Origin of the sequence: Fibrobacter sp. UWEL, assembly GCF_900142535.1 — a bacterium.
In the GTDB taxonomy this organism is placed as follows: domain Bacteria; phylum Fibrobacterota; class Fibrobacteria; order Fibrobacterales; family Fibrobacteraceae; genus Fibrobacter.
Window position 1 is genome coordinate 26,290 of sequence record NZ_FRBE01000005.1, and the last position, 22,368, is coordinate 48,657.

Annotated in this window: 23 protein-coding genes and 2 tRNA genes; 10 read left to right on the plus strand and 15 right to left on the minus strand. The window is 49.1% G+C overall.

The annotated features are described in order from the left end of the window. Nucleotides 1-293 precede the first annotated feature (293 nt). Entirely contained in the window at nucleotides 294-911 is a 618-nt protein-coding gene (locus BUB59_RS04530) for a histidine phosphatase family protein (RefSeq protein ID WP_073226176.1), read from the plus strand. Here BUB59_RS04530 and BUB59_RS04535 read toward each other — a convergent pair. Next, the gene (locus tag BUB59_RS04535) at nucleotides 908-1,870 is read right to left on the minus strand and encodes a DUF5683 domain-containing protein (protein ID WP_073226179.1); all 963 of its coding nucleotides are present in this window, start codon (nucleotides 1,868-1,870) and stop codon (nucleotides 908-910) included. The two genes, BUB59_RS04530 and BUB59_RS04535, sit on opposite strands and share 4 nt — an antisense overlap. 156 nt (nucleotides 1,871-2,026) lie before the next feature. Between BUB59_RS04535 and BUB59_RS04540 the strand changes: the two genes are divergently transcribed. The 3 genes from BUB59_RS04540 to BUB59_RS04550 all read left to right on the plus strand — a co-directional run bounded on the left by BUB59_RS04540 (nucleotide 2,027) and on the right by BUB59_RS04550 (nucleotide 4,399). Continuing rightward, on the plus strand, nucleotides 2,027-2,539 hold the full coding sequence (locus BUB59_RS04540; RefSeq protein WP_073226182.1) for a CinA family protein: 513 nt from the start codon (nucleotides 2,027-2,029) through the stop codon (nucleotides 2,537-2,539). 42 nt (nucleotides 2,540-2,581) lie between these two features. Then, a complete protein-coding gene (recA, locus tag BUB59_RS04545) occupies nucleotides 2,582-3,679 on the plus strand; it encodes a recombinase RecA (RefSeq protein WP_073226185.1) in 1,098 nt (365 codons plus the stop codon). Nucleotides 3,680-3,796: 117 nt separating this feature from the next. Beyond that, nucleotides 3,797-4,399 carry a hypothetical protein gene (locus tag BUB59_RS04550; protein WP_073226189.1) on the plus strand — a complete coding sequence of 201 codons (603 nt, stop codon included), beginning with the start codon at nucleotides 3,797-3,799 and terminating at the stop codon, nucleotides 4,397-4,399. Between the two features lie 3 nt (nucleotides 4,400-4,402). On the opposite strand, the gene BUB59_RS04555 is transcribed toward BUB59_RS04550, so the two are convergent. After that, complete coding sequence (locus BUB59_RS04555; RefSeq protein ID WP_073226192.1) at nucleotides 4,403-5,380, minus strand: hypothetical protein; 978 nt, start codon at nucleotides 5,378-5,380, stop codon at nucleotides 4,403-4,405. Nucleotides 5,381-5,461: 81 nt separating this feature from the next. Here BUB59_RS04555 and BUB59_RS04560 point away from each other — a divergent pair, with 81 nt between their 5' ends. From BUB59_RS04560 to murD, 6 genes are all read left to right on the plus strand, one after another. Next, a complete protein-coding gene (locus BUB59_RS04560) occupies nucleotides 5,462-5,902 on the plus strand; it encodes a hypothetical protein (RefSeq protein ID WP_073226194.1) in 441 nt (146 codons plus the stop codon). A 185-nt stretch (nucleotides 5,903-6,087) separates the two neighbouring features. Next, entirely contained in the window at nucleotides 6,088-6,849 is a 762-nt protein-coding gene (tpiA, locus tag BUB59_RS04565; protein WP_073226198.1) for a triose-phosphate isomerase, read from the plus strand. Nucleotides 6,850-6,891: 42 nt separating this feature from the next. Then, nucleotides 6,892-7,272 (plus strand): preprotein translocase subunit SecG, encoded by a 381-nt coding sequence (secG, locus tag BUB59_RS04570; protein WP_073226201.1) that lies wholly within the window; start codon nucleotides 6,892-6,894, stop codon nucleotides 7,270-7,272. Between the two features lie 13 nt (nucleotides 7,273-7,285). Then, nucleotides 7,286-7,369: transfer RNA gene (locus tag BUB59_RS04575), tRNA-Leu, on the plus strand. Between the two features lie 89 nt (nucleotides 7,370-7,458). Next, on the plus strand, nucleotides 7,459-7,713 hold the full coding sequence (locus BUB59_RS04580; RefSeq protein ID WP_143160221.1) for a hypothetical protein: 255 nt from the start codon (nucleotides 7,459-7,461) through the stop codon (nucleotides 7,711-7,713). A gap of 46 nt (nucleotides 7,714-7,759) precedes the next feature. After that, nucleotides 7,760-9,106, plus strand: a complete 1,347-nt coding sequence (gene murD / locus BUB59_RS04585) for a UDP-N-acetylmuramoyl-L-alanine--D-glutamate ligase (RefSeq protein ID WP_073226207.1) — start codon at nucleotides 7,760-7,762, stop codon at nucleotides 9,104-9,106. A 41-nt stretch (nucleotides 9,107-9,147) separates the two neighbouring features. On the opposite strand, the gene BUB59_RS04590 is transcribed toward murD, so the two are convergent. The 13 genes from BUB59_RS04590 to BUB59_RS04655 form a co-directional block, all read right to left on the minus strand. After that, nucleotides 9,148-9,870, minus strand: coding sequence for a fibrobacter succinogenes major paralogous domain-containing protein (locus BUB59_RS04590; protein ID WP_143160222.1), 723 nt, complete (start codon nucleotides 9,868-9,870; stop codon nucleotides 9,148-9,150). A 92-nt stretch (nucleotides 9,871-9,962) separates the two neighbouring features. Then, nucleotides 9,963-10,682, minus strand: coding sequence for a fibrobacter succinogenes major paralogous domain-containing protein (locus tag BUB59_RS04595; protein ID WP_234979936.1), 720 nt, complete (start codon nucleotides 10,680-10,682; stop codon nucleotides 9,963-9,965). After that, nucleotides 10,683-12,065, minus strand: coding sequence for a TldD/PmbA family protein (locus BUB59_RS04600; RefSeq protein ID WP_073226212.1), 1,383 nt, complete (start codon nucleotides 12,063-12,065; stop codon nucleotides 10,683-10,685). Next, complete coding sequence (gene hisF / locus BUB59_RS04605) at nucleotides 12,066-12,857, minus strand: imidazole glycerol phosphate synthase subunit HisF (protein WP_073226215.1); 792 nt, start codon at nucleotides 12,855-12,857, stop codon at nucleotides 12,066-12,068. 126 nt (nucleotides 12,858-12,983) lie between these two features. Further along, nucleotides 12,984-13,307: a thioredoxin gene (gene trxA / locus BUB59_RS04610; protein ID WP_073226218.1), complete on the minus strand. Its 324-nt coding sequence runs from the start codon at nucleotides 13,305-13,307 to the stop codon at nucleotides 12,984-12,986. Nucleotides 13,308-13,396: 89 nt separating this feature from the next. After that, nucleotides 13,397-15,529, minus strand: a complete 2,133-nt coding sequence (locus BUB59_RS04615) for a PCMD domain-containing protein (protein WP_073226221.1) — start codon at nucleotides 15,527-15,529, stop codon at nucleotides 13,397-13,399. An 8-nt stretch (nucleotides 15,530-15,537) separates the two neighbouring features. Next, nucleotides 15,538-16,974 (minus strand): PCMD domain-containing protein, encoded by a 1,437-nt coding sequence (locus tag BUB59_RS04620; protein WP_143160223.1) that lies wholly within the window; start codon nucleotides 16,972-16,974, stop codon nucleotides 15,538-15,540. Nucleotides 16,975-16,985: 11 nt separating this feature from the next. Further along, a complete protein-coding gene (locus BUB59_RS04625; protein WP_073226228.1) occupies nucleotides 16,986-17,903 on the minus strand; it encodes a hypothetical protein in 918 nt (305 codons plus the stop codon). A 21-nt stretch (nucleotides 17,904-17,924) separates the two neighbouring features. Continuing rightward, nucleotides 17,925-18,878, minus strand: a complete 954-nt coding sequence (locus BUB59_RS04630; protein ID WP_073226231.1) for a nickel/cobalt transporter — start codon at nucleotides 18,876-18,878, stop codon at nucleotides 17,925-17,927. Nucleotides 18,879-18,880: 2 nt separating this feature from the next. Then, nucleotides 18,881-19,468 (minus strand): DUF1007 family protein, encoded by a 588-nt coding sequence (locus BUB59_RS04635; RefSeq protein ID WP_073226234.1) that lies wholly within the window; start codon nucleotides 19,466-19,468, stop codon nucleotides 18,881-18,883. Continuing rightward, nucleotides 19,458-21,014 (minus strand): zinc ribbon domain-containing protein, encoded by a 1,557-nt coding sequence (locus BUB59_RS04640; RefSeq protein ID WP_143160224.1) that lies wholly within the window; start codon nucleotides 21,012-21,014, stop codon nucleotides 19,458-19,460. The genes BUB59_RS04635 and BUB59_RS04640 overlap by 11 nt, the downstream gene beginning before the upstream one ends. Nucleotides 21,015-21,085: 71 nt before the next feature. Continuing rightward, a complete protein-coding gene (locus BUB59_RS04645) occupies nucleotides 21,086-21,847 on the minus strand; it encodes an RsmB/NOP family class I SAM-dependent RNA methyltransferase (protein WP_073226239.1) in 762 nt (253 codons plus the stop codon). Nucleotides 21,848-22,295: 448 nt separating this feature from the next. Then, a tRNA-Gln gene (locus tag BUB59_RS04655) sits at nucleotides 22,296-22,366 on the minus strand. Nucleotides 22,367-22,368: the final 2 nt, after the last annotated feature.

Consider the following 22,368-nt stretch of genomic DNA (forward strand, 5'->3'; position numbering starts at 1 on the left):
CAAATCTGCAAAAGAAAAAACGGATTGCTCAGTTTATTGTGATAGAGGTCATCATTCAGACTGCCCACACCTGCTCGTTTGCACAAAAACAGTCTCAAACATGCAGACTTGAAAAAAATTCAAGCTTTTACTATATTGCAGGGTCCTAGGTCCTGCGCAATGACTATTTGCGGGCAAATCGCCAGGGCGAAAGCAGCAACGGACTTGCGAGTTTTTATGTGCTCAGGTAACCTAGGATTCTTTTTAATAACCTGTTGGTCAAGCCAGCGGGTTATTTTTTTATCTTTGGGCCCATGATTTTATGGACAATCCGACACACTAAGCCCTATAATCCTAAGGACGTCTGCTACGGACGCCTGGATTTTGACGTCTCCCCCACTTTTGAAGAAGAAAGCGATGGCGCCCTGAAGGCTCTGGTGGCCGCCGGCGCAAAGCCTACACGACTTTTTTCCAGCCCGCTGCTGCGCTGCCTCCGTCTTTCCGAGAAGGCATCCGCTGTAGTCAACCTCCCCATCGAAAAGCGGGATGAAATCATCGAAATCAACTTCGGATCCTGGGAAGGCCAGAAAATGGACGCCGTTCCCAAGGAAGAAATGGCCGGATGGGCCGCAGATCTTCGCGGATACCGATTCAAGAACGGCGAATGCTTCTACGACATCGACAAGAGAGTGGAATCTCTGCTGGACACCCTGGATGACGATGGAGAATTCCTTTGGATCAGCCACGCTGGTGTCATCGCGTCCCTGCAGCATTTTGCCTGCGGACTTCCCGACAGCGAATTTGTGGAAGGAGCTTTCAGCTACGCCATGGTGACCAAGTTCGAGTTCAAGAGAAATGCCGACGGTCACTACCGCGGCACCTATACCAAGATTCACGACGGCATCCAGATGGTGCCGCTAAAAATTGGCTAAAAGTCAAAGGTAAATAAAGCCTGAGCGCCGCCATTAAACGTGGGCAGGAGCGCCAGGTGAATGGGATTGTCAAAGTCGCTCAGGAGAGCGTCCACTGCGGCATCGCCTAGAGAATACAGATAAAGTAAGGCACTAACCCAAATGTACTGGTTTCGGTTCTTGCGATAGTAGGTGACGCGTTCCTGCAATTTTTCATATTCTTCGGAAGAAGTCCCTTCGCCCGCCTGCAAGTGCTTGCGGTCCAGATAGTATTCCACCATATTCTGGGAAGTCCAGATACTGACAGCGGACCCCATCAGCCCCATATAGAGAAGGCCCGCCTTTCCAAAGTCCCCATTGTACATCTGGCCTGCGCCAGGGATAATGCCCCACAGCACCGCCTTCATCATGCTGCGCTGTTCCACGCTGCGGTGATTGTTGTTCCACCAAATACCGAACGCATCAAACATGCTGTATAGGTGTAGGCCGTAAAGCCAAGCGGTTTCAGCCTTGCGCAAGTCTTCCTGTTCCATCTTCTTGTCGCTGAAGGAACGGACTCGGTTCACGTTTTCACGACGCTTACTCTGATAGAAAGCGATACTATCCCTCGTAGACGCATTGCGGATCAGGTCCGTGTAATGGGAAACGGAATCCCTGAACGGAGCCGCCTGTTCCAGCACGCGGTCATACTGATACGCCTTATTATAGACGACTTCATAAAATAACAGGAGCTCGATACCCGTAATGAAGCCCCCGCGGACGTAATGTTCTGTATAATATTGACCACCGCCAGGCAACACACTGAGCAGCATGGTAAGCGGCAGGGAGTTTCGTTCGGTGGGAATATCCCATTCGTTTACGGTCAGGGTATCAATGGCTTCAATTCCCGTATGCCCCTTGGGAAGCGGACTATCGGCAAAAGCCGACACTGCAACAAGCAGCGCTACCAGCAGGCTATGGATAAAGGAACGGGAAAACATTGGCGCTAATATAGAATTATTCCTAGAAAGAGACCTGCAGGAATACCGAAGCAAGTATTGAATTTTAAGAAAATTTGTATTTTTTCTACGGTCAGTATTGACTGACATTTTTTGACACTAAATGTTTTTATATTTGAGTCATCAAAGGAAACAACAATGAACTTCGAAACCATTAACGATCTTGCTTTGGCCGTCAAGGAAGCCCTGGAAAACAAAGGCGAAATGATGGCAACCGCCGAATCCTGCACGGGCGGCCTCATCGCAAGCTCCATCGTCGATATTCCCGGATCCTCCGCAGTACTTGCCGGCGGCATCGTGGCCTATCAGAACGAAATCAAGGTCAAGTTGCTGGACGTTTCCGCAAGCACTATCGAAAAATACGGCGTGGTCAGCGCAGAAACCGTCAAGGAAATGGCGGAAGGCGCCCGCAAGAAATTCGGTTGTGAATGGGCAGTGGCCACTACGGGAATCGCAGGTCCCGGAGGTGCCGAACCCGGCAAACCCGTGGGAACCGTATGGATCGGTGTCGCCAGCAGTTTGCAAAATGAGGCTTTTTGTAAAAATTTTAGTGGAAATCGCAAAAATGTACGCGAAAAAAGCGTGTATATAGCGTTGCAGCTGCTTTTGGAAAGAATTAACCAAAAAAGCACTTGCACAAAAGTACACTAGTTAGTATATTTGAAAACGAAAAAACAAAAAATGGAGTCAATCATGGCTAAGAAGACAAACAACACCCCCACTAGCAACCTTTCCGCAGATAAGGCAAAAGCTGTCGAAGCAGCAATTGCACAGATTGAAAAGAATTATGGAAAGGGTTCCATCATGGCACTGGGCCAGCAGCCCGTCGAAGATATTCCCGTCATTCCTACCGGCTGCATCCAGCTGGATATGGCTCTTGGCGTAGGCGGTTTCCCCCGCGGTCGTATCATCGAAATCTACGGACCCGAATCCTCCGGTAAGACCACTCTGACCCTCCATGCCATTGCCGAAGCCCAGAAGCTTGGCGGTGTGGCAGCCTTTATCGATGCAGAACACGCATTCGACGCAGTCTATGCCCGCAAGCTGGGTGTGGATATCGAATCCCTCCTGGTTTCCCAGCCGGACACTGGTGAGCAGGCTCTGGACATTGCCGAAACTCTCGTACGTTCCGGAGCAATCGACATCATCGTCATTGACTCCGTGGCAGCACTGGTTCCCCAGGCCGAAATCAACGGCGAAATGGGCGACAACCACGTCGGTCTCCAGGCCCGCCTCATGAGCCAGGCCCTCCGTAAGCTCACCGGTATTCTCTCCAAGTCCAACACCTGCATGTTGTTCATCAACCAGCTGCGTATGAAGATCGGCGTCATGTTCGGCAACCCGGAAACCACTACCGGTGGTAATGCACTTAAGTTCTACGCCACCCAGCGTGTGGATATCCGCCGCATCGCAGCCATCAAGGATGGTGAAGACGTCATCGGTAACCGCACCCGCGTCAAGGTAGTCAAGAACAAGGTGGCAGCACCCTTTACCCAGTGCGAATTCGACATTCTCTACGGTTGCGGCATCTCTCGCGAAGCTTCCATCCTGGATCTGGCAACCGAACTGGACATCATCCAGAAGAGCGGTTCCTGGTTCAGCTACAACAACGAACGTATCGGCCAGGGTCGTGAAAACACCCGTCTGTTCCTGAAGGACAACGCCGAACTCTGCAACGAAATCGAGCAGAAGATTCGCGAAAGCATGAAGGACGTGGAACTGTTCAAGCTGAACGAAGGCGATGCTATCTCCGCTGACGACGAAATCGAACTGAGCACAGACGAAGGCTAATCCGCCTCAGTCGTTCCAACTCACTGTAAGAACAAACTTTCTTCCTTAGATCAAAACTCCGGTCTCTCTTTTTAGCCATTGGGATTGACCGGAGTTTTCTTTTTTTATTTTTGTCATATGCTTAAGTCTACTCTTCTCGTTTGCGGCGTCCTTGCTTCTTTTTCCATCGGTCAAGATTTAGCTCACTGCACCCACCAGGTGGCAGAAATTCCCCTGACCGCAAAATTCAAGGGTGAATACGTCAACATGAAGAAGAACAACGTAACCGTGGACGTGGAATGGCATCACAATCCTGCCGCCCAGGACACCTTCTATGTCATTGCCTCCGGTTCAGAATCCCTGATGTACGTAACCGCGGGGGAATTTCGTCACGTCGTTTACGGGAAGACGAAAGCCAAGCGTCAGATTGGCGCACGCCACCTGCGGGAAAACATCGGCGAGACGCCTCTAAAGTACGACGATCTGGAACTGCTGGCTAACGGCTGGTTCCTGTGTCCGGACTCCGCCAGCGTTCCCAATACGCTGGTAACGGCATTCCCGGAAACTCAGGCAGAGATGACGCTTGATACCATCCCCTTCCCCAAGAACATTTCTGTCAAGAGATGGAACGATGATCGCACCTACGAGATCGAGGAATGGAAGGATTTTTCCGGCGTGCAGCTACCTGCTAAAACAAAAATTACCGGAAAGAACTTTTCCGGCAACATTATATTCTACTGATTTTTATTCCTGATAGCTTCTGTGGAAGGGGAAGGAGAAGTAGCCTTCATATTCCACCTGGAACAGGAATTGCTGAGCCAGACTACCATCATAGAAGCGTTCCTTGAAACGGTTCCAGGCCCCAACCTCAACGGAAATATTCTGGAGGCCATCCTTCCAGGAAAAGTGACCGCCCAAAAGCATCTTGCCGTAACTTAAGGATTCCTTCTGAACAGTATGGCCTTCACGTAAATAGCCCGTTCTGTAATAGGTGGTCCTGTACAGCAATGCAAAATTTTCATTCAAGGGCACACGGCCATAGTTTTCAACCTCAAATAGGAAGTCTCTGCTGAAAACGGGAATGTTTCGCTTGTAATCGTAACTCTTGCCGTTATACCCCGTACTCACATCAGACAGAATGTAGTGGAAAGACAACCCAAGAACGGAACCCCTGGGGAAAGAATAACTTATCAGGGCGCTCATGTCTACCAGCTGGGCATAGTCAAATTCAGCATCATCGCCATACACGTTATTGGTGATATAGTCCGCATTCCAGGTTTCAACAATACGACCCGCGCCTTCTACGTCCGCAGTGACCATTTCCAGGTTAGACTTGAAGTACAGGTAACTTTCATAAGTCATGTTCAGTTCAATCTGCGGGTTGAACTTGAACGGGCGGATGCCGATACCGGCCAGATATCCGCCATAGAACGGAGTAATTTCCACGCCGGCGTCCATGCGCCAGTAAGAAGGGGTTCGGCCCAACTTTTCACCATAGGTCAACAAATCCAGAGGTTCAAGCCAGGTATAGTGGAGAGAACCGTAAGCCTGCGGTAACCACTTGCCCCAGACAAAGGGGGTATTTCCAGACAAAGTCCACGCCATGTTGGGACCATAGCGGAAACCCGTCTGGGCGCTATGATTGAAATCGGACGCAAAGGCATTTGCAACAAGGCAAAAACCAATGACCAAAATGCATGTAAATCGTCTAAAGTGAGCCATTGCAGTGTAAAATTTAAATTATTTTTGTCTTATTCACCATAAAGTTCTTATTTTGTGGTCAACATATTCTGAGGAGATTGTATGAAGTTGTCTCATTTGTGCGTGCTTGGCATTAGCGCCCTGATGTTCTGGGCCTGTGCTAGCCGTTACTCTTCCCCGATTCTTATCGAACGCGGCGAAGGTCGTAAGGAATACGAACGCGAATACTTTGCCGTCAAGGAAAGTATGGGCATCGACAAGCGTCTGAAGGACGTTTTCAAGCAGGGCTATATCGAAGAAGGCATGACCAACGACATGGTGAACCTGCTGTGGGGACCTCCCGATCACGAAAAGACCAACGATAAGACCAGCGTTTGGGAATACTACACCCGCGAAGGCAAGCTGATCACCAAGCTCACCTGGAAGCACCCCGACCAGGCCCGTCTGAAGGGTTACGAAGAAGAATGGATCCTGGAAAAGATCGAAGGCGACCGTTACGGTGGCTCTCCGGCACCCGTTTCCAAGCACAGCTCTAACTACTAGTAGCTCACTTTTACTAACCGCTCACTTTTCATCTAGAGAAGAACCTACGCAACGTTCGCTGTTTTTCAGGATAAAAGTGCGTACTGGATAGATATTTCAGGTTAAATACCGCCCGGACTTCCCCTGGCGGTCTTTTTTTACTAAATTTACGCCGTTAAATTTCAAAACCTCTCAAGGAGTTAATTATGCGTCAGTATATCATTGCTGGTAACTGGAAGATGAACAAGACCGTTAGCGAATCCGTTCAGCTCGCTAAGGACATCGTTGAAGCCGTCAAGGACGTGAAGAAGACCGAAGTGGTCATCGCTCCGACCTACCTCGCTGCTGCAAAGGTTGCAGACGTCGTTAAGGGCACCAACGTGAAGCTCGCTATCCAGGACATCCACTGGAAGGACCAGGGCGCATTCACCGGTAAGGTTTCCGTTGACATGGTTAAGGAAATCGGTGCAGAATACATCATCATCGGTCACTCCGAACAGCGTCAGTACTTCGGCGAAACCGAAGAAACTGTTAACCTGAAGGTTAAGAAGACTCTCGCTGCAGACATCAAGCCGATCATCTGCATTGGCGAAACCCTCGCTGAACGCGAAGGCGGCAAGCTGGAAGCTGTTCTCTCCACTCAGGTTAAGGGCGCTTTCGAAGGCGTTTCCGCTGAAGACGCTGCTAAGTGCGTTCTCGCATACGAACCGGTTTGGGCAATCGGTACTGGCGTTACCGCTACCGACGAACAGGCTCAGGACACTCAGGCATACGTCCGTTCCGTTGTTAAGGAAATCTACGGCGAAGCAATTGCTGAAGGCATGCGCATCCAGTACGGTGGCTCTATGAAGGGTTCCAACGCTGCTGGCCTCCTCGCTCAGAAGGACATCGACGGCGGTCTCATTGGTGGTGCAGGCCTCAAGGCTAACACCTTCATGGAAATCATCGCTGCAGCAGAAGCTAAGTAATTAGCTGATTAAACTTTAAATCTACTCAAGGTAAATAACACTATGACAACTCTCTTTTGGATTGGTATCGTCCTCCACGTGTTCCTCTGCTTGTTCCTCATGCTCCTCGTTCTCGTTCAGAACGACAAGATGGGCGGTCTGGCAGGTCTCGGTGGCATGACTTCTCAGTCTGCTTTCTCCACCGCAGGTGCAGCAACCTTCATCCAGAAGTTGACTCGTATCGTTGCTGTTATCTTCTTCGTCGTGGTTTTCGCCCTCGGCCTTATCACTGCTAAGCAGGATACCGTGGTTGAAGAATCCGCAATGCAGAAGGCTTCTCACGAAGCAGCTGCTCAGCAGGCTCCGGAAATTCCCGCTATGCCTGCTAACTTCGGCGCACCTGCTGCTGAAGCTCCGGCTGCTCCCGCACCTGCCGCTGAGTAGTGGATTTAATCCCGCGGTCGTGGTGGAATTGGTAGACACGCTAGCTTGAGGTGCTAGTGGGAGCGATCCCATGACAGTTCAAGTCTGTCCGACCGCAGTAAAAGGTCCGTTCGAAAGAACGGACCTTTTCTTGTTTTTCATAACAATGATTTTATAGATTTGATGGATAAGGCTCAAGGTTCTATTATGAAGTTTCTTTTTTCCGCAGTCAGCTTAATCGTCATTTGTGTGATCACAACATCCTGCGGCGTTTATTGTTTTGAAGACGAGGAAAAGGACAAAGAAGAATTGGACCTCAAACATAAAATCTGCTACGAAGACGACAAAATTGACACTTGCATTAAAGATCACGAAACAATAGCTTTCACTGAGGAAACGGATATCAGGAGCTACTGCAAGGAAAAGTATTCCTACAAGTGCGAGGATGAACTACCCGACTAGTGTCCTGCATAACACATCTTGCTAAATTTGGAGCTGAGGTTTTTATATGAACAACAATCTTGTAGCTCCCGTTGGTATTCTTGGCTTTGGCGTTGAAGGTCAGAGCACTCTCCGTTACTTGTTCCGTGAAGGTGTAAGGGAAATTGTCGTGATGGACAAGAATCCGGTGAACCTGCCGGAAGCCCCCATCGGCATTAACGTAAAGGTTTTCAGTGGCGAGAATTATCTGGAAGGTCTTCGTGAATGCGTGACCGTGGTTCGCTCCGCCGGCGTCTACCCCATGAGTCAGGACTTGTTCAAGTTCCAGATGAACGGCGGCATGATGACCAGCCAGATTCAGTTGTTCCTGGAACAGACGAAATCCAAGAAAGTCATTGGAGTTACAGGAACCCTAGGCAAGGGCAGTACCGTCAGCATGATCAGCCATATTCTAACAGCTTGTGGCGTCAAGAACGAGATTGGCGGTAACTTTGGCGTGCCGGCGCTGGACCTGCTGGAAGACGAAACTTCCGACAGAGTGAGCATTCTGGAGTTGTCCAGTTTCCAGCTGATGACCTTGTCCCTCTCACCCGACGTAAGCGTAGTCCTGCGAGTTTCTACGGAACATCTGGACTGGCACACCAGCGTGGAAGAGTACCGCGATGCCAAGGCAAACCTTGTTCGCTGGCAGAAGAGTGCAGGCACCTGCGTTTACTTGAAGGACGCCGCCCCCACCGCCAAGATTGCTAGTGAAAGCCCTGCCCGTAACAAGCTGGCAGTAAGCTTCGGCGATGGCGATGCAAACATCGAAGGCTCTGTTCTTACCATCGGCAACGAGAAGTTGTTCTTAAGCGATTGCAAGGTCCGCGGGATCTACCAGCTAGAGAACATGGCTGCAGCAACGCTTGCAGTAAGCGCTCTCGGCATCAAGACTGCAGACGCATTCGAAGCCTTGAAGACTTATGAAACTCTTCCCTTCCGTATGGAATTCAAGGGCGAAAAGAATGGCATCGAATTCTTTAACGACAGCTACGCCACACGTCCGGATGCAACTATCGCAGCCACCGGCAGCATGAAGCGCCCCTTCGCACTGATTCTGGGCGGTTCCGAAAAGAACGCAGACTTTAGCGAACTGTCTCAGATCCTAGTGAAGGAACGCCCCAACCTGAAGCGTGTCGCTTTGATCGGCGCTACCGCAGAACGTATGCTGGACGATTTGAAGAAGGCTGGCGTAGACGCCGCTGGAATCAAGACAGCCATCTTCCCCACTCTCGAAGAAGCTTTTGCAGATAGTCTGAATATTGGCGAAGGCGGAACCGTCATTATGAGTCCCGCCTGTGCAAGCTTCGGCCTGTTCAAGAACTACAAGGTTCGCGGCCAGGTCTTTGATAAGCTGGTCGCTGATCTGGGATAAGACGGATTAACCCATTTGTCAGCGTATATGGCGGTGTCAATCTAGTCCTTTAAACAACGAACAGAGTAACCGCTGTAGTTCTTAGAGAAGGAAACCTCGGAGCCACCAAGGAAGACATAATAATAGACTGTTTCTGAATCAAGCTCAGTACTAGACCAGAAGAAAGCATATTCTCCAACTCCGAGGAATTTGTCACCGCCACTGTAGTAGTGGCCAGCATGGAGAACCGAGAAACCAATCAGATCACTTTCGTCGATGTCACCCAACCCTCCAAAAACATCAAACAACGTATTCCATTCATCCTTACTGGGCAGGTGCCAACCCTCAGGGCAAACGCCACGCACCAAGGTCGCTGAGCCTGTCGAAGCGCAGGTTTTGCCGTAGCCGCAGCCCTTGCCCGCTGCGCTGAAGACCGCAGCAGAGTCCATAGCGGCACTCCACATATACAGACGGCCGTACTTTGCGCAGGAATCGGCACTGTTGTCGTAGCAAAAGCTCTTGGCAGTTCCCTCGTTGTAATCATAATTTAGATTCTCCGCCATCCAAGTTTGAGTACCGATGGTTACGGTCTTGTAGGTTTGGTTATCGCGGGAATCGGTCAATGTTCCGTACGAGATTTCGTTCGGGATGACGTTGGAGGAACTGGTACCTGAATCGTCGCTGCAGGCGACAAACATCGCAGCAACCATTAACATCATAGCTAGATTCATCAACTTCATGCTTCGCATTTCGTTCAAAATGACACGTAGAGAAAAATTTTTCATATAACCTCCTGAAATTTTTCAATCGTAATGTACAAAAAGAGGCTGCGTAAAACACAGCCACTTCTCTTATGTTTTGAGAAATTCTTTATCCGCTAATCTTTAACGCAACGAACGGAGAACCCGTCGTACTTGAGGTTACCGAAAATATTCACGAGCTCGTAATAGTAGATGAAGGTCCACCTGTACGCATTGACGCCGTCGATCTCTGCAGAAGACCAGAAGTGTGCGTCGTCGCCCTCGTCGAAGAAATAGCCATAGTGGCCGCGGTAGCCCGCAGGCAAAACAGCGAAGCCGAAGGAATCCGTTCCATTGCCGCTACTATTCCACCCGCTGCTGGATTTGAGTTTTGTACCGGCGATGCTAGCTCCCCCCACGGCAATGAATAAAGCATTCAATTCATCATCGTTTGGCAGGTGCCAACCCTCAGGGCAAACGCCACGCACCAAGGTCGCTGAGCCAGTCGAAGCGCAGGTCTTGCCGTAGCCGCAGCCCTTGCCTGCGGTGCTGAATACCGCAGCGGAGTCCATAGCCGCACTCCACAAGTACAGGCGACCATACTTATCGCAGTTGCTTGTTTTATCATCGTAGCAATAGCTCTTGGCGGAACCTTCATTATAATTGTAGTTCAGGTTTTCCGCCATCCAGGTCTGAGAGCCGATGGTTACCGTCTTGTAGGTCTGATTGTCGCGGGAGTCCTTCAAGGTGCCGTATGAGATTTCGTTCGGGATGACGTTGGAGGAACTGGTACCGGAATCGTCACCGCAAGCGACAAACATCGCTGCAACAATCAACATCACTGCTAGATTCTTCAATTAGCGACCGCCCACCAAAATCTGGTCTACCTTAATGGAAGGCTGCCCCACCGTCACAGGAACGTGACCAGAAGAGGCGCCACAGACTCCTGCAGCCAATTCCAGATCGGAGCCCACCATGCTGATTCGCGGCATGATTTCGTGGCCCTTGCCAATAAGTGCTGCACCGCGAACGGCTTCGCAAATCTTGCCATTACGGATAACATAACCTTCGTCCACGGCGAAGTTAAATTCGCCCGTAGCCGGGTTCACGGAGCCTCCAGCCATGCGGGCTGCGTACAGACCATAGTCTACGCTTGCGATCATGGAGTCCAGCGTATCCTTGCCCGGGGCAATAAAGGTATTGCGCATGCGGCTTACAGGAGCGTACTTGTAGGATTCGCGGCGAGCGCTACCAGAAAGCTTTACACCCACTTCCGCAGCACCGACGCGGTCAGACATGTAAGTCTTGAGAATGCCATTTTCGATAAGGACGGTGCGTTCTGCAGGTGTACCTTCATCATCGATTTTCAGGCTCCCCCAGACTCCGTCCAGAGTACCATCGTCAATAGCGGTAAGGCAAGGCTGGCCGATAGCCTCCCCCAGCTTGCCGCAGAAAGGACTTGCATTACGGCGGATAGATTCCGTCTCCAGCGGATGTCCGCAGGCTTCGTGGAAAATCACACCGCCAAAGCCATTACCCATAATCACAGGCATCTGACCACCACTGATGTAACCAGCGGAAAGCATACGGACAGCACGTTCACCAGCGGAAGTCGCCATCTCTTCGGGATTGTAATTTTCCAGCAGTTCGTAACCGCCAATAGCGCCCGGACGTTCTGCAGAAGTCAAACGTTCCGTGCCGTCAGTAGCAGTCACGCTAACGCTCAAGCGCACATGAGAGCGGTCCATTTCCAGGTTCACGCCTTCACTGTTCAGCAAATGAATGTGAGTGCAGTCATCCGCAACAGAAACCGCAACCTGAGCCACCTTATCAGAAATAGCACGAGCAGCCTTGTCTGCACGGAAAAGAAAATCCTGCTTCACAGCCTGACCAAGAATGCGGGGATCCTTAAAGGCGGCAACGTTAAAATCAGAAACACGCTTTGCAGGATTCAGCTCGATAGGTTTCTGCTCCATCCCGGCAATGCGACCAAATGCCAGCGTTTCCACCAGCTTTACCAAAGCCTCTTCGGAATCGTCACTAGTGAAGCCATAAAGAACTTCAGTGCCATAAAGCAGACGAATGCCAATACCGTAATCAGTACCAGCAGTGGCAGAATCAATCTGGCTGGACTTTAAGCCCAATACAGAACTGCGTGTTTCTTCTTCAAAAATTTCAACAAAGTCTGCACCAGCCTTACGACCGGCTTCAAAAATCTTGACGGCTACAGACGGATTCATTTAGACCTCACCGTTCATCTTCTTGCGAACGGGAATACCAGCAGCAAGCATTTCGCCCTTGATCTGGGGAACGGTGTAGTCACCGAAATGCACCATGGAAGCCACCAGGGCGGCATCGGCAGAAGTCTTGTTAAACAGGTCCACAATGTGGTCCGGAGTGCCTGCGCCACCGCTTGCGATGACAGGAATCTGCACAGCCTTTGCCACCTGATCCGTGATGTTCAGTTCGTAACCATTACGAACACCATCCGTATCAATTGCATTCAGGCAAATTTCGCCAACGCCCAGTTCTTCGGCCTTCTTGGCCCATTCTACAGCATCCAGACCCATGGCCTGGCGACCACCGCGAATGTACACTTCGTAACCGCTGGGGAATTTTTCGGAGACACCAACAAACTTGGCATCCATACCCAGCACGATGCACTGACGTCCGAAAGCCTTGGCACCTTCGGCAATAATCTCGGGATGAAGAACAGCCAAGCTGTTCACGCTCACCTTTTCAGCACCAGCAAGCAAAGCCTGATGCATGTCTTCCAGATTGCGGATACCGCCACCCACAGCAAAGGGGATAAACACTCGCTTTGCAATCTGGCGGATCATTTCCATGTCACAGGGGCGATTTTCGGCACTGGCAGTAATATCGTAGAACACCAGTTCATCTACACCGTCATCGCTATAGCGGGCGCCCATCTCCACCGGGTCACCGATATCGATATTGCCCTTAAACTTCACACCCTTCGTCACCTTGCGGTCACGGACATCCAAGCACACAATCAAACGTTTAGTAAGCATAATCCAAATGTAGAAAAAGAAAAATCCCCTGTGAGCAACAAAGCCCCTAGTTGTTAACTAGGGGCGGTTGCGAGAGCGAGTGAAAAACAGGAGGTTCATCACTCAACGTACTGAACGAGCGGTCTTTTACAGATTTCTGTCGATGACGGTCTTGACGGTGTTCTTGGGAACTGCGCCAACCACATTACCCACTTCAACACCGTTCTTGAACAGCTTCATGTTGGGAATGTTGGTGATGCCGAAACGAGCGCAAATATCGCCTACGCCAGCTTCGTCCACGTTCATCTTAGCAATGATTGCCTTGCCTTCGTATTCGGTGGCAAGTTCTTCAATCACGGGACCCATCATCATGCAGGGACGGCACCAGGTAGCCCAGAAATCAACAAAAACCAGCTGACCAGAGCTAATCACTTCATCAAACTTATCTGCAGTAAGGTTCAAAGCAGCCATTTATTTTCTCCATTTCCCTAAAAAGGGGATTCTCTACGCTGTAGAATATAGTAAAAATACAATTGCTTTCGCAAGATTGAAGACCGGATTTAGTAGATCAAGCGAACCTCATCCACAATCAAAGTAGCACCGCTCTTGCCGTTATAGTGGTTTCCATCAGCACTAGAAGCGAAAACCACACGAATGTGAGTTACGGTTTCATTGCCAGTTCCCTGAATGACGCCATTGTTAATGGCCTTGGAATCCTTAGAAGACAGCGTTGTCGTGAACACAGAGGAGTTCTCGATGGGAGAGCCTTCCAGAGGAGTTCCATACTTCAGCTTCAGACGGATGGTACGCAAGCCTGCACTATTCTTTTCAGACACAGAAACCACATCCGGATTTTTACGACCAGAGTTATTATCCGTAGTTGAACGATACCAGGCAGAAGCCACCAACTTGTTTACGTCAGAGCTGGAGCGGTTCTGGTTCTTGTCACCTGTACGATTTTCTAGCACAATATAAACGTCACAACTATCACCACTACCATTATAGGAGAAGGTTACATCCATATAGGCCGGACGAGCTCCAAACTTTTTTCCGAAATCAAGAAGTTCATTGCCGTCAGGCCAAGTAGAAGAACTTGCCATGGCAAGAGTACCAACACCCTTGGGGTTGAACTCTGCAGTATAGAGACTGCCGCTGGCAATTTTACCCACAGCACTTCCAGTTTTAATCTGAGCACCAATAACGCCGTTAGAGCTATACTTGGAAGTGGTCGTCAAAATGGTATTGGCGTTACCCCAAACGGAATCTGGTTTCACATCATTACTACTCCAGGTATTGAAGTCACTACCCGGCAGCTGATAACCCGCACGTATTTCGTAATCCACAGATTCACCGCCGTTAGAAACGGACACCTTTACGCCAGTTCCTAAGTCGTAGGAGGAGCCATCCTTAACGCCAGTGATTTCTGCACCATCCGAAAGTTTAATATCGCTCACCTTGAGAGCACTCAAATCCGAACGGAACTCCAGGTCGTCATAGTGAGCCCAATAGACCATCTTACCATTCTCTTCGACGCTATCGACCACAGCATCCTTATCTGCAATTTTCAAAGCGAGAATGCGAGGTGATTCAGTTGGCATGGGATAAGAAGCTACAATAGTCCACTGTTCAGAAGATCCATCTTCAGCCGTAATGGTAAACGTTTTTTCTGACGTGAGATCGATTTTGTCTGTTGTTAAATCATGAGAGGCGGTTTCCGAAACAGTCAGTTCTACAACGGCTTCCGTAGCAGCCTGCTTGGAATCAAAGTCAACAGTCAAGGTCTTCTTATCATGATCAATTTTTACTTCAGCGTCAGCAACCTTTGCTGAAAGCAGTTCCTTTTCATCAGAAGCCGTTTCATCCGCCTCTGCTACAGAAACAACAATGACCCAGTTCTTAATAGACCCGTCTTCAGCAGTCACCTTGAACGCTTGCGGCTTCTCCCAAGATTCGACTTTCTTCGGATCAGGATCAATGGTAGCTCCCTCGGAAATAACAATATCCTTCAACTCAGCCTTAGACAAATCCGCATCGCTATTCAGTTTCACAAAAACGGAATCATCACCACGATTAGATTTCAACTGATTTTCAAAAGTCACCTGCAGCAAGTCCTTGCCAGAAAGCAAGGCTACAGAACTACTGGATGATTCAGGTTCCTTACTGGAAGAAGACATTTCTGCTTCATCATCACCATCATCGGCTTCTGCGGAAGAAGAACTGCTGGCAACTTCTACACCAGGAATTTCAAATTCAATCTTCCAGATGGACGGATCGCCATTTTCCGCAACCACCATAATGTAAACGATCAATCCCTTCGGAATACGAATCCTGTCGCCCTTATGGAGTTTATCCTTCACGTATGAAACTTCATTTGCCAAAGAATCAAGAGCGGCAGAATCCTTAGGAAATTCCTTGAACTTGCCATCCACCAGATGGATGGAGGCCATAGTACTAATGTCATAAGAATCGATTGTTACAGAATCCCAAGTGGATAGAGATTCCGGCGGAGCAATCAGCGTAGCCTTGATCAAATGCTCTTCGGGATAAACAGAAGGGTCACCATCCTGTTCATCAAAGCTAATGCTGTTAAAAGCCTTGTAATGAGACTTACAAAACGTATCGTAGTCCGCCGTACAAGCGGCAAACATCAAAACCACAAAGGCAAAAAGAAAGAACTTCAAAATGTTTTTCATCGTCACCCCTAATAGTTAAACTTAAAGTCATCCAAAATCAGCTGGGAGCCTTCACCACCACGATAATTCGTAGCTGCAACATGGGCATAAGCGGAGGACGCAAACATCACATAAACCGTAGCAACGTCTTCAGTTCCATCACCCAATTCGAGCCCCGCAGGAATTGCAAAGCCTGAATTTAAAAGATCCTCAGGATCCTTTCCATAGGAAAGGACAACGTTCTGAGTCGTCATGGCCACACTGCTTTCCAAAATCAAAGCGCCTGTAGCAACCACCTTATGATCAGCACTTGCGAGAATCACATAGATCAGGCCCTTCTGGGGGAAGTCCTTATTACTTCCATCCACATGTTCATAGGCAAAGGAAACATCAAAGGATGTCGGGCGTCCTGTAAAAGGTTGTCCCATATTCATACCTGCGGAAAAATCGGAATTTTCAAGACCAGGATAATCGCCATTTGCATTATACAAAGAATTGCAGTCTTCACCTTCGAAAGATCCGGCAAAATAAACGCCTGTAGCAAGCTTATGGCCTGCAGTAATAAGTACAGCGGTTCCACCAATGACCCTTGAAGTTAAAGTCAACTTGGACGATTCAAATTCCGCGTTCGCAGCAGCCTTCATCGTCACACCGGATGCAGAAGCACTTGTCGCCATGGCATCGCTAGTAGAACCCCAGAAAGACTTGTCCCAGCTGGTGAAATCAGAGCCCGGCAGCTGCGGTTCATCAGCTTCAGAAGAACTGCTGCTCTCTTCGGCAGGTTCAGAGACCTTTTCTGAGGAACTGCTTTCAATTTCATTAGAGGAACTGGATACTACTTCTGAAGAGCTAGAGACTACCTCAGTGGAACTGCTTTCGATTTTTTCAGAGGAACTAGATTCCGCTTCGGAAGAACTAGAGACCACTTCGGAAGAGCTAGAGATTGCCTCAGAAGAACTACTTTCAATTTCTTTAGAAGAACTGGACTCTTCGGCAGGTTCAGAAGCTTTCTCGGAACTAGAGGAAGATTCGTCAACGCTAGAGCTAGACGCAGGTTCTTTTGCAGGCTTGGTGATGGTCCAAATCTTCACAACGCGGTTATCTGCATCAAGAGCAACCACACGAACTTCGTCTGCATCCTTCAGGAAAATTACATCACCTTCCTCCAAGGGATTATCCCAGTCAAAAGCAGGGTCCACCGGATCATCGTCTGTGGCAATGTAAAGATAAGTTGCACCTAAGGAAGACAAGGAACTAATCACAAGGGAATCCGTACCTTCAGGTAGTTCTATCACACCAGATTCCACATCTACGGATACAGAATCCATATCCTCGAATGCGCCATCCGCATCGGGATTTGAAGGCAGGCTCACCTTATCCGCTTCCGTACAAGACGTCAATGCGAATGCAAGTCCAATCACTAGCATTCCCAACCAACGGACTCTATTTAATCTCTTATTAAACATTTTCCGCCTCCTTAAAAGAAGTACACCAAGGAAAAGTCCAGTGCAAGCAGATTGATGGTGAAGTTCACGATGTTGTAAACCACCTGGCTCTTGGATACGCCGTTTTCTTCCACGTTTATCACGCTGGAGCTAAGGCCCAGCAAGCCCACGGAGGTTTCGAAAGCGAATCGGTTCAGCACCATAACGCAAATACCCGGATTAATACCAGCCTTAATGGTCCAGGCATTATTCAAGGTTTTCTTCATGTCTTCGCCGTTATCGGTCTGGGACATGCCATAAGAATATTCCACAGAGATAGAGGTTTCATTAAAGAAATAGAATGTCTGAGAATCAAAAACCTTTAAGTAATTCTTGAGAGTCGGCTGGAAAAAGAAACCATTGCTTACGTACTTGCGGCGTTCAGACAGGTCCAGTAAATCTTCCAACAGTTCAAACTCAATATCAAACCAAGTACGAGAATACCCAGCACGAAGACCAATGGCCATTGCATCCTTGACGAAATAACCGCCAAAGCCTTCCAGAGTAAAGGTGTAGCCATAAGCATCATAAACATCGCCAATCATGATGTTCAAAGCATCATCATCGGTATTCGCCTGGATCAGGGAAAGGGACACACCGCCATAAATACGTCCCTTAGCAATTGCTTCATCGGGAGATACGGGGTGCAGGCCTTCCAGCAGTCCGCCCTTCTTCTTTACAGGCTCAGTTTCTGCAACCGGTGATTCAACCTGAACCGGAGCAGCATCTGCAACAGGCGATTCAACCTGAACGGGAACAACTTCTGCAACAGGAGCCTTCTCTTCAACAGGTGTTACAATGGGAGCAGGTTCTTGAGCGGGTGGCTCAACAACAACAGAATCGCTAGCAGGCATTTCCTGCGCAAAGCAGGCAAGGGCAAAAAAGAGCGTGATAAGAGCAATCTTTCTCATGCCCTTAAAGATAAAAATTTGTTAACAATTCTGAAACAGCAAAATTCCAGAAATCAGCACAATTGCCCCACCTGTAATGGAGGCGAACATATAGATTTTTGTAGCAAACCTACTGCCAGCGGACCCCTTATCAATTCCCTTACGGAAAGCAACAGCGGCAATTCCAAAAGAGATATTCGTCACCATCATTCCTAGGCAAATGACAATCGCACCAACAAGGGCAAAGAAAACCATTTCATTAAGCAGGCAGAACAATACGATTAAAGCCACTGCAGGACAGGGAACAATGCCGGTTATTGCTGCAAGCCCGATAATTTCCTTCCAGGAGGCTACAGAAGGTCCCTTTTGATGCTCACTCGGGTTCTTTTTTCTGCTTTTGAGATAATCAGAAACACCCAAAACAATCAAAAGGAGGCCTGTAAAGACCAACAAACCATAGCTTGCCTTTTCGACACCTTCACGCCCCATCTCAAAGAAGGGAAAAACCGTGGCCTTGAAAATTCCATACAGAATAAAAAGCAGTAATACAGCACTTAATGTGTGGGCAAATGTAATTCCAGCACCTAAGGCAACGCCCTGCCGCCACCGCCCTCGTCGGGCAAGAAAGAACCCTACCACAATGGATTTTCCATGTCCTGGGCCCAATGCATGAAGCATTCCATACAAGAAACAGATTACCAGATATTTCCAGATGGCGCCGTTATCCCCGCTTTTCATCTGATGGATTTGCCCGGAAACTTTTTCTCGCAGGTATTTTTGCGTACTGGAAATCCACACCAGGATGCTGAAGGAGGATTCATCCTTCCTTACGATAGGCGCGTCCTCCACTACCGCGGGAACATCCGATACAACCGCAGGAGCTGCGGTTTCCTGAATATCAAAACGCTTTTTCTTGACCGCAGCGAAAGAACTTGCCGTCAAAAATAACAGCAGCGTCAATAATGCTACCACATTGAAACGCATCCAGGAAACCATACCTACTGTTTCTTCCTGAATCTTATGTAAAGCCCTTCCACATCAGGCTGAAAAGCCTTAAACATAGTCAAGCCATCAAGCGCATCGTTAAAGAATTCCACATCGATCAGGTCCGGCGCATCCACGTCAGATTTTTCCATATCCGCAGTAATCTGGATATAGTTGGTAGGATCCGCCACAACAGCAACCAACATGGTATATTCATTTTGAATAGGCATCGAGAAACGGGCATCGAAATCCAGAACAAGACGTCCATTCACGACGGAAGCCTTGAAATCCGCAATCTTTTCGACCGGTAGATAATCAACACCCTTTAACACGTAATTGTAATAGTTGGACTTCGCCAGAGGTTCCAGAATCGCATTTTGGAACCATCCGTTTTCATCCGAATCAATTTTCCCATTCTTGTTCTTGTCACCGGAGGCAATCATTGCAGCGCTGTATATTTCGTCGTAGACCCAATGATTGTGAATAGCGGAGAACCCCTTTTCGTTGAAAAGGGCTTTCACCGTGGCGTCCACAAAAACATGAGGATGGGCAAAAGCCAACCCCACAGCAAAAAGGAATAGAATTGAAATCCTAGAAAGCAAGAATAAATCCAGCAGTCAAGAGGCCTAGACCAATGCCTCCCAAGGAAGCGCCAATAGCGAATTTCGTATCACCGCTATCATTCAGGCGATGGTTGTCCTTCACCATCTTGCGGGTATCTTCACTATCGAAAGCGGACAACTTGTTGTAAGCCTTCTTCTTGTCGGCAGCGTCGCTCCAATCACTTTCAGCCAAAGCCCACAGAACACCGCCAGCAATAATGGGTGCGATGGAACTCCAAAGCAATCCACGACCAATACGGCGCTGACTACGTTCCCTGTCAAAAGCCTTCTGTTCCTGGATGAAATCCAGATCATCCAGCACCGGAGTCATTTCCACCATGACTAAGTTAGGCATGTAGGGACGAATTTCCGTCACCACGGAAGTATCGCGGTAGCCCACCTTTCTCAGATAGATGGTAGCAGACAGCTGAGGCTTCACCCCTTCCACAATCACATCCGTAATATAATGAGGCATGACATTTTCGGTAGGTTCTTCATTTACGAAGACTTCCGCATTTTCCGGATTGGAGTTCACCGTCAAGCGGGTGGTGGGATTTCCCATGGGGATTGAAACCTGGTTCGGAATTCCCTCCTTGATTTTCACCACCTGGACACCCCATCTTTCCACGTCCTTCACCACCTTCTTGATAGAGATGGTATACTTACCCGGAAGGATGTTCCTGATGGTATCGGGAGTGACCTTATTCAGCGGGACGCCATTCACAAAGAGAGAACAAGCTTCCGTTTCGCTGGTAACAAACAGATTTGCATTTCCCGGAGGATAAAGTTCAATAGTCTCTTCTTCCTCCACAATTTCGGGAACCACATAGTTGGACAGAGACAAGTCGATCATGACATTGTCTTCCAGGTTAAACAAACGCTTCAATTCATAGCGGTAAATGGTGATGTAAGGATTCTTGGCAGCAGCCTCGAGACTATCCTGAATCTCTCGCTGGCGAATTTCTTCTTCAATCTTTGCAATATCTTCCAGCTTCTGACGCTGAGCTTCCTTGGCCATAGCGGTTTCCAGGTCGTCATAGGCCCCATCATCCTGGGCAACCATAGAAGTATCACTCTGTGCTGCAATAGAATCTTTCACCGCATCCGTCATAATGACTTCCACAGTATCCTTCTTCGGAGCCTCGTCCTCTTCTTCCACGTCTTCAACGTCATCCACTTTCTGACCGTTACTTTCCTGCAGGGCCAAATTTTCCTGGTCCACCAGCTTATCAATCTGCTTCAGCTGGTTTCCTTCCGGATTCTTCAAATAAACCGTATCATTCTGGATCTTAACGAAAATAGCCATCTGCTCTACAGAGTCACCACTAACCCAGTAACGCACAGGAACTTCGCGGCTAGGCGGAGCTGCGGGCTCAGCAACAGGGGGCGGCACAGGAGCGGCAGCGGGAGTAGCCACAGGTGCAGCAGCAGAAACGGAGGCAGGAGCGGCCGTAGAAGAATCAGCAGGGGCAGCATCAAGAGCGGCCTCTTCTGCAAAGGAACAGGCTAACGCACAAAAAACCAAAAAACACAAACGCTTTATCATGCTTTTAAAATACATAAAAATGACCATTTTCAAAAAAACAATCTGAAAAAAGGGCCTTCAGGATGGAACAACTAGAGCTCCTTGACCAACTTAGCGCAGTAAATCGGCCCGCGTCCCTCTGAACGGTCCGGCAAAATATGAACTCCATAATCCGTACGATCCGCACCAGGCAGCAGGTTTTCAATCTCTACCATCTTCATGGAGGGACGTTTCTTCAGGATTTTCTTGACCACGTCGTCATTTTCCATAGGAGAAAGCGCGCAAGTACCATATACAATGGTTCCGCCCGGTTTCAAGGCATCTACAGCAGATGCAAGAAGGGCACCCTGTTCCACAGAAAGACGTTTCACACGCTTCGCAGACCACACCTTCAGATGTTCCGGGGAATTCAGCACATGACGGTCAGAAGAACAAGGAGCATCCAGCAAAATCTTATCGTAAGATTCCTTCTTATGAAGACCGAACTTCATACCGTCATAGCCAGAAACCTTAATATTGCTACGCCAAGCTTCCGGCAAGGAATTTTCAATCACATGACTCAAGCGCAAACGACGATCCGGCGAGCGATCATTACTTTGAAGGGAGCCCTCCCCCTTCAGCGTCGAGGCAATCACCAAAGTCTTACCCCCAGGAGCCGCACACATATCCAGCACATCATCCCCCGGGCAAACGCCCAAGGCATTCGCAGCAAACACAGAGGCTTCATCCAGGAAATAAGGATCCAGCCCCTCACCAAAAGAAAGCTGGATAGCCTTACCCTCACCCTTTAAAGCCTCCAAAAGAGCCGGCCAGCGATCACCAAACAATTCCGAGTAATAATCAAAAAATTCCATCACCCCAAAACATAGAAATCCGCAGCAAACAAGCACCAGGGGCAAGGGGCGGAGCCCCCAAAAAGCAGCACCATCCCGCAGCCACCCAACACCAGGGGGCAAGGGGGCGGAGCCCCCCAAAAGAGCAGCAAACCAGCAGCCACCCAACACCAGGGGGCAAGGGGGCGGAGCCCCCCAAAAGAGCAGCAAACCAGCAGCCATCCCACATCAGGGGGCAAGGGGGCGGGAGCCCCCCAAAAAGCAGCCAACCCGCAGCCAACCCGCAGCCATCCCGCATCAGGGGGCAAGGGGGCGGGAGCCCCCCAAAAAAGCAGCCAACCCGAATTAAACATCCCGAGCAATCCTAGTGACAGGCAAAGCCTGTCGCTAGCAAGGGGGGTCCAGGGGGGAACAGAGTTCCCCCTTGCATCTAAAAAAGCCCCGGTCATTTGACCGAGGCTTTTTGAAGTTGAGTTACCAGGATTCGAACCTAGACAAACAGAGTCAGAATCTGTTGTGCTACCGTTACACCATAACTCATC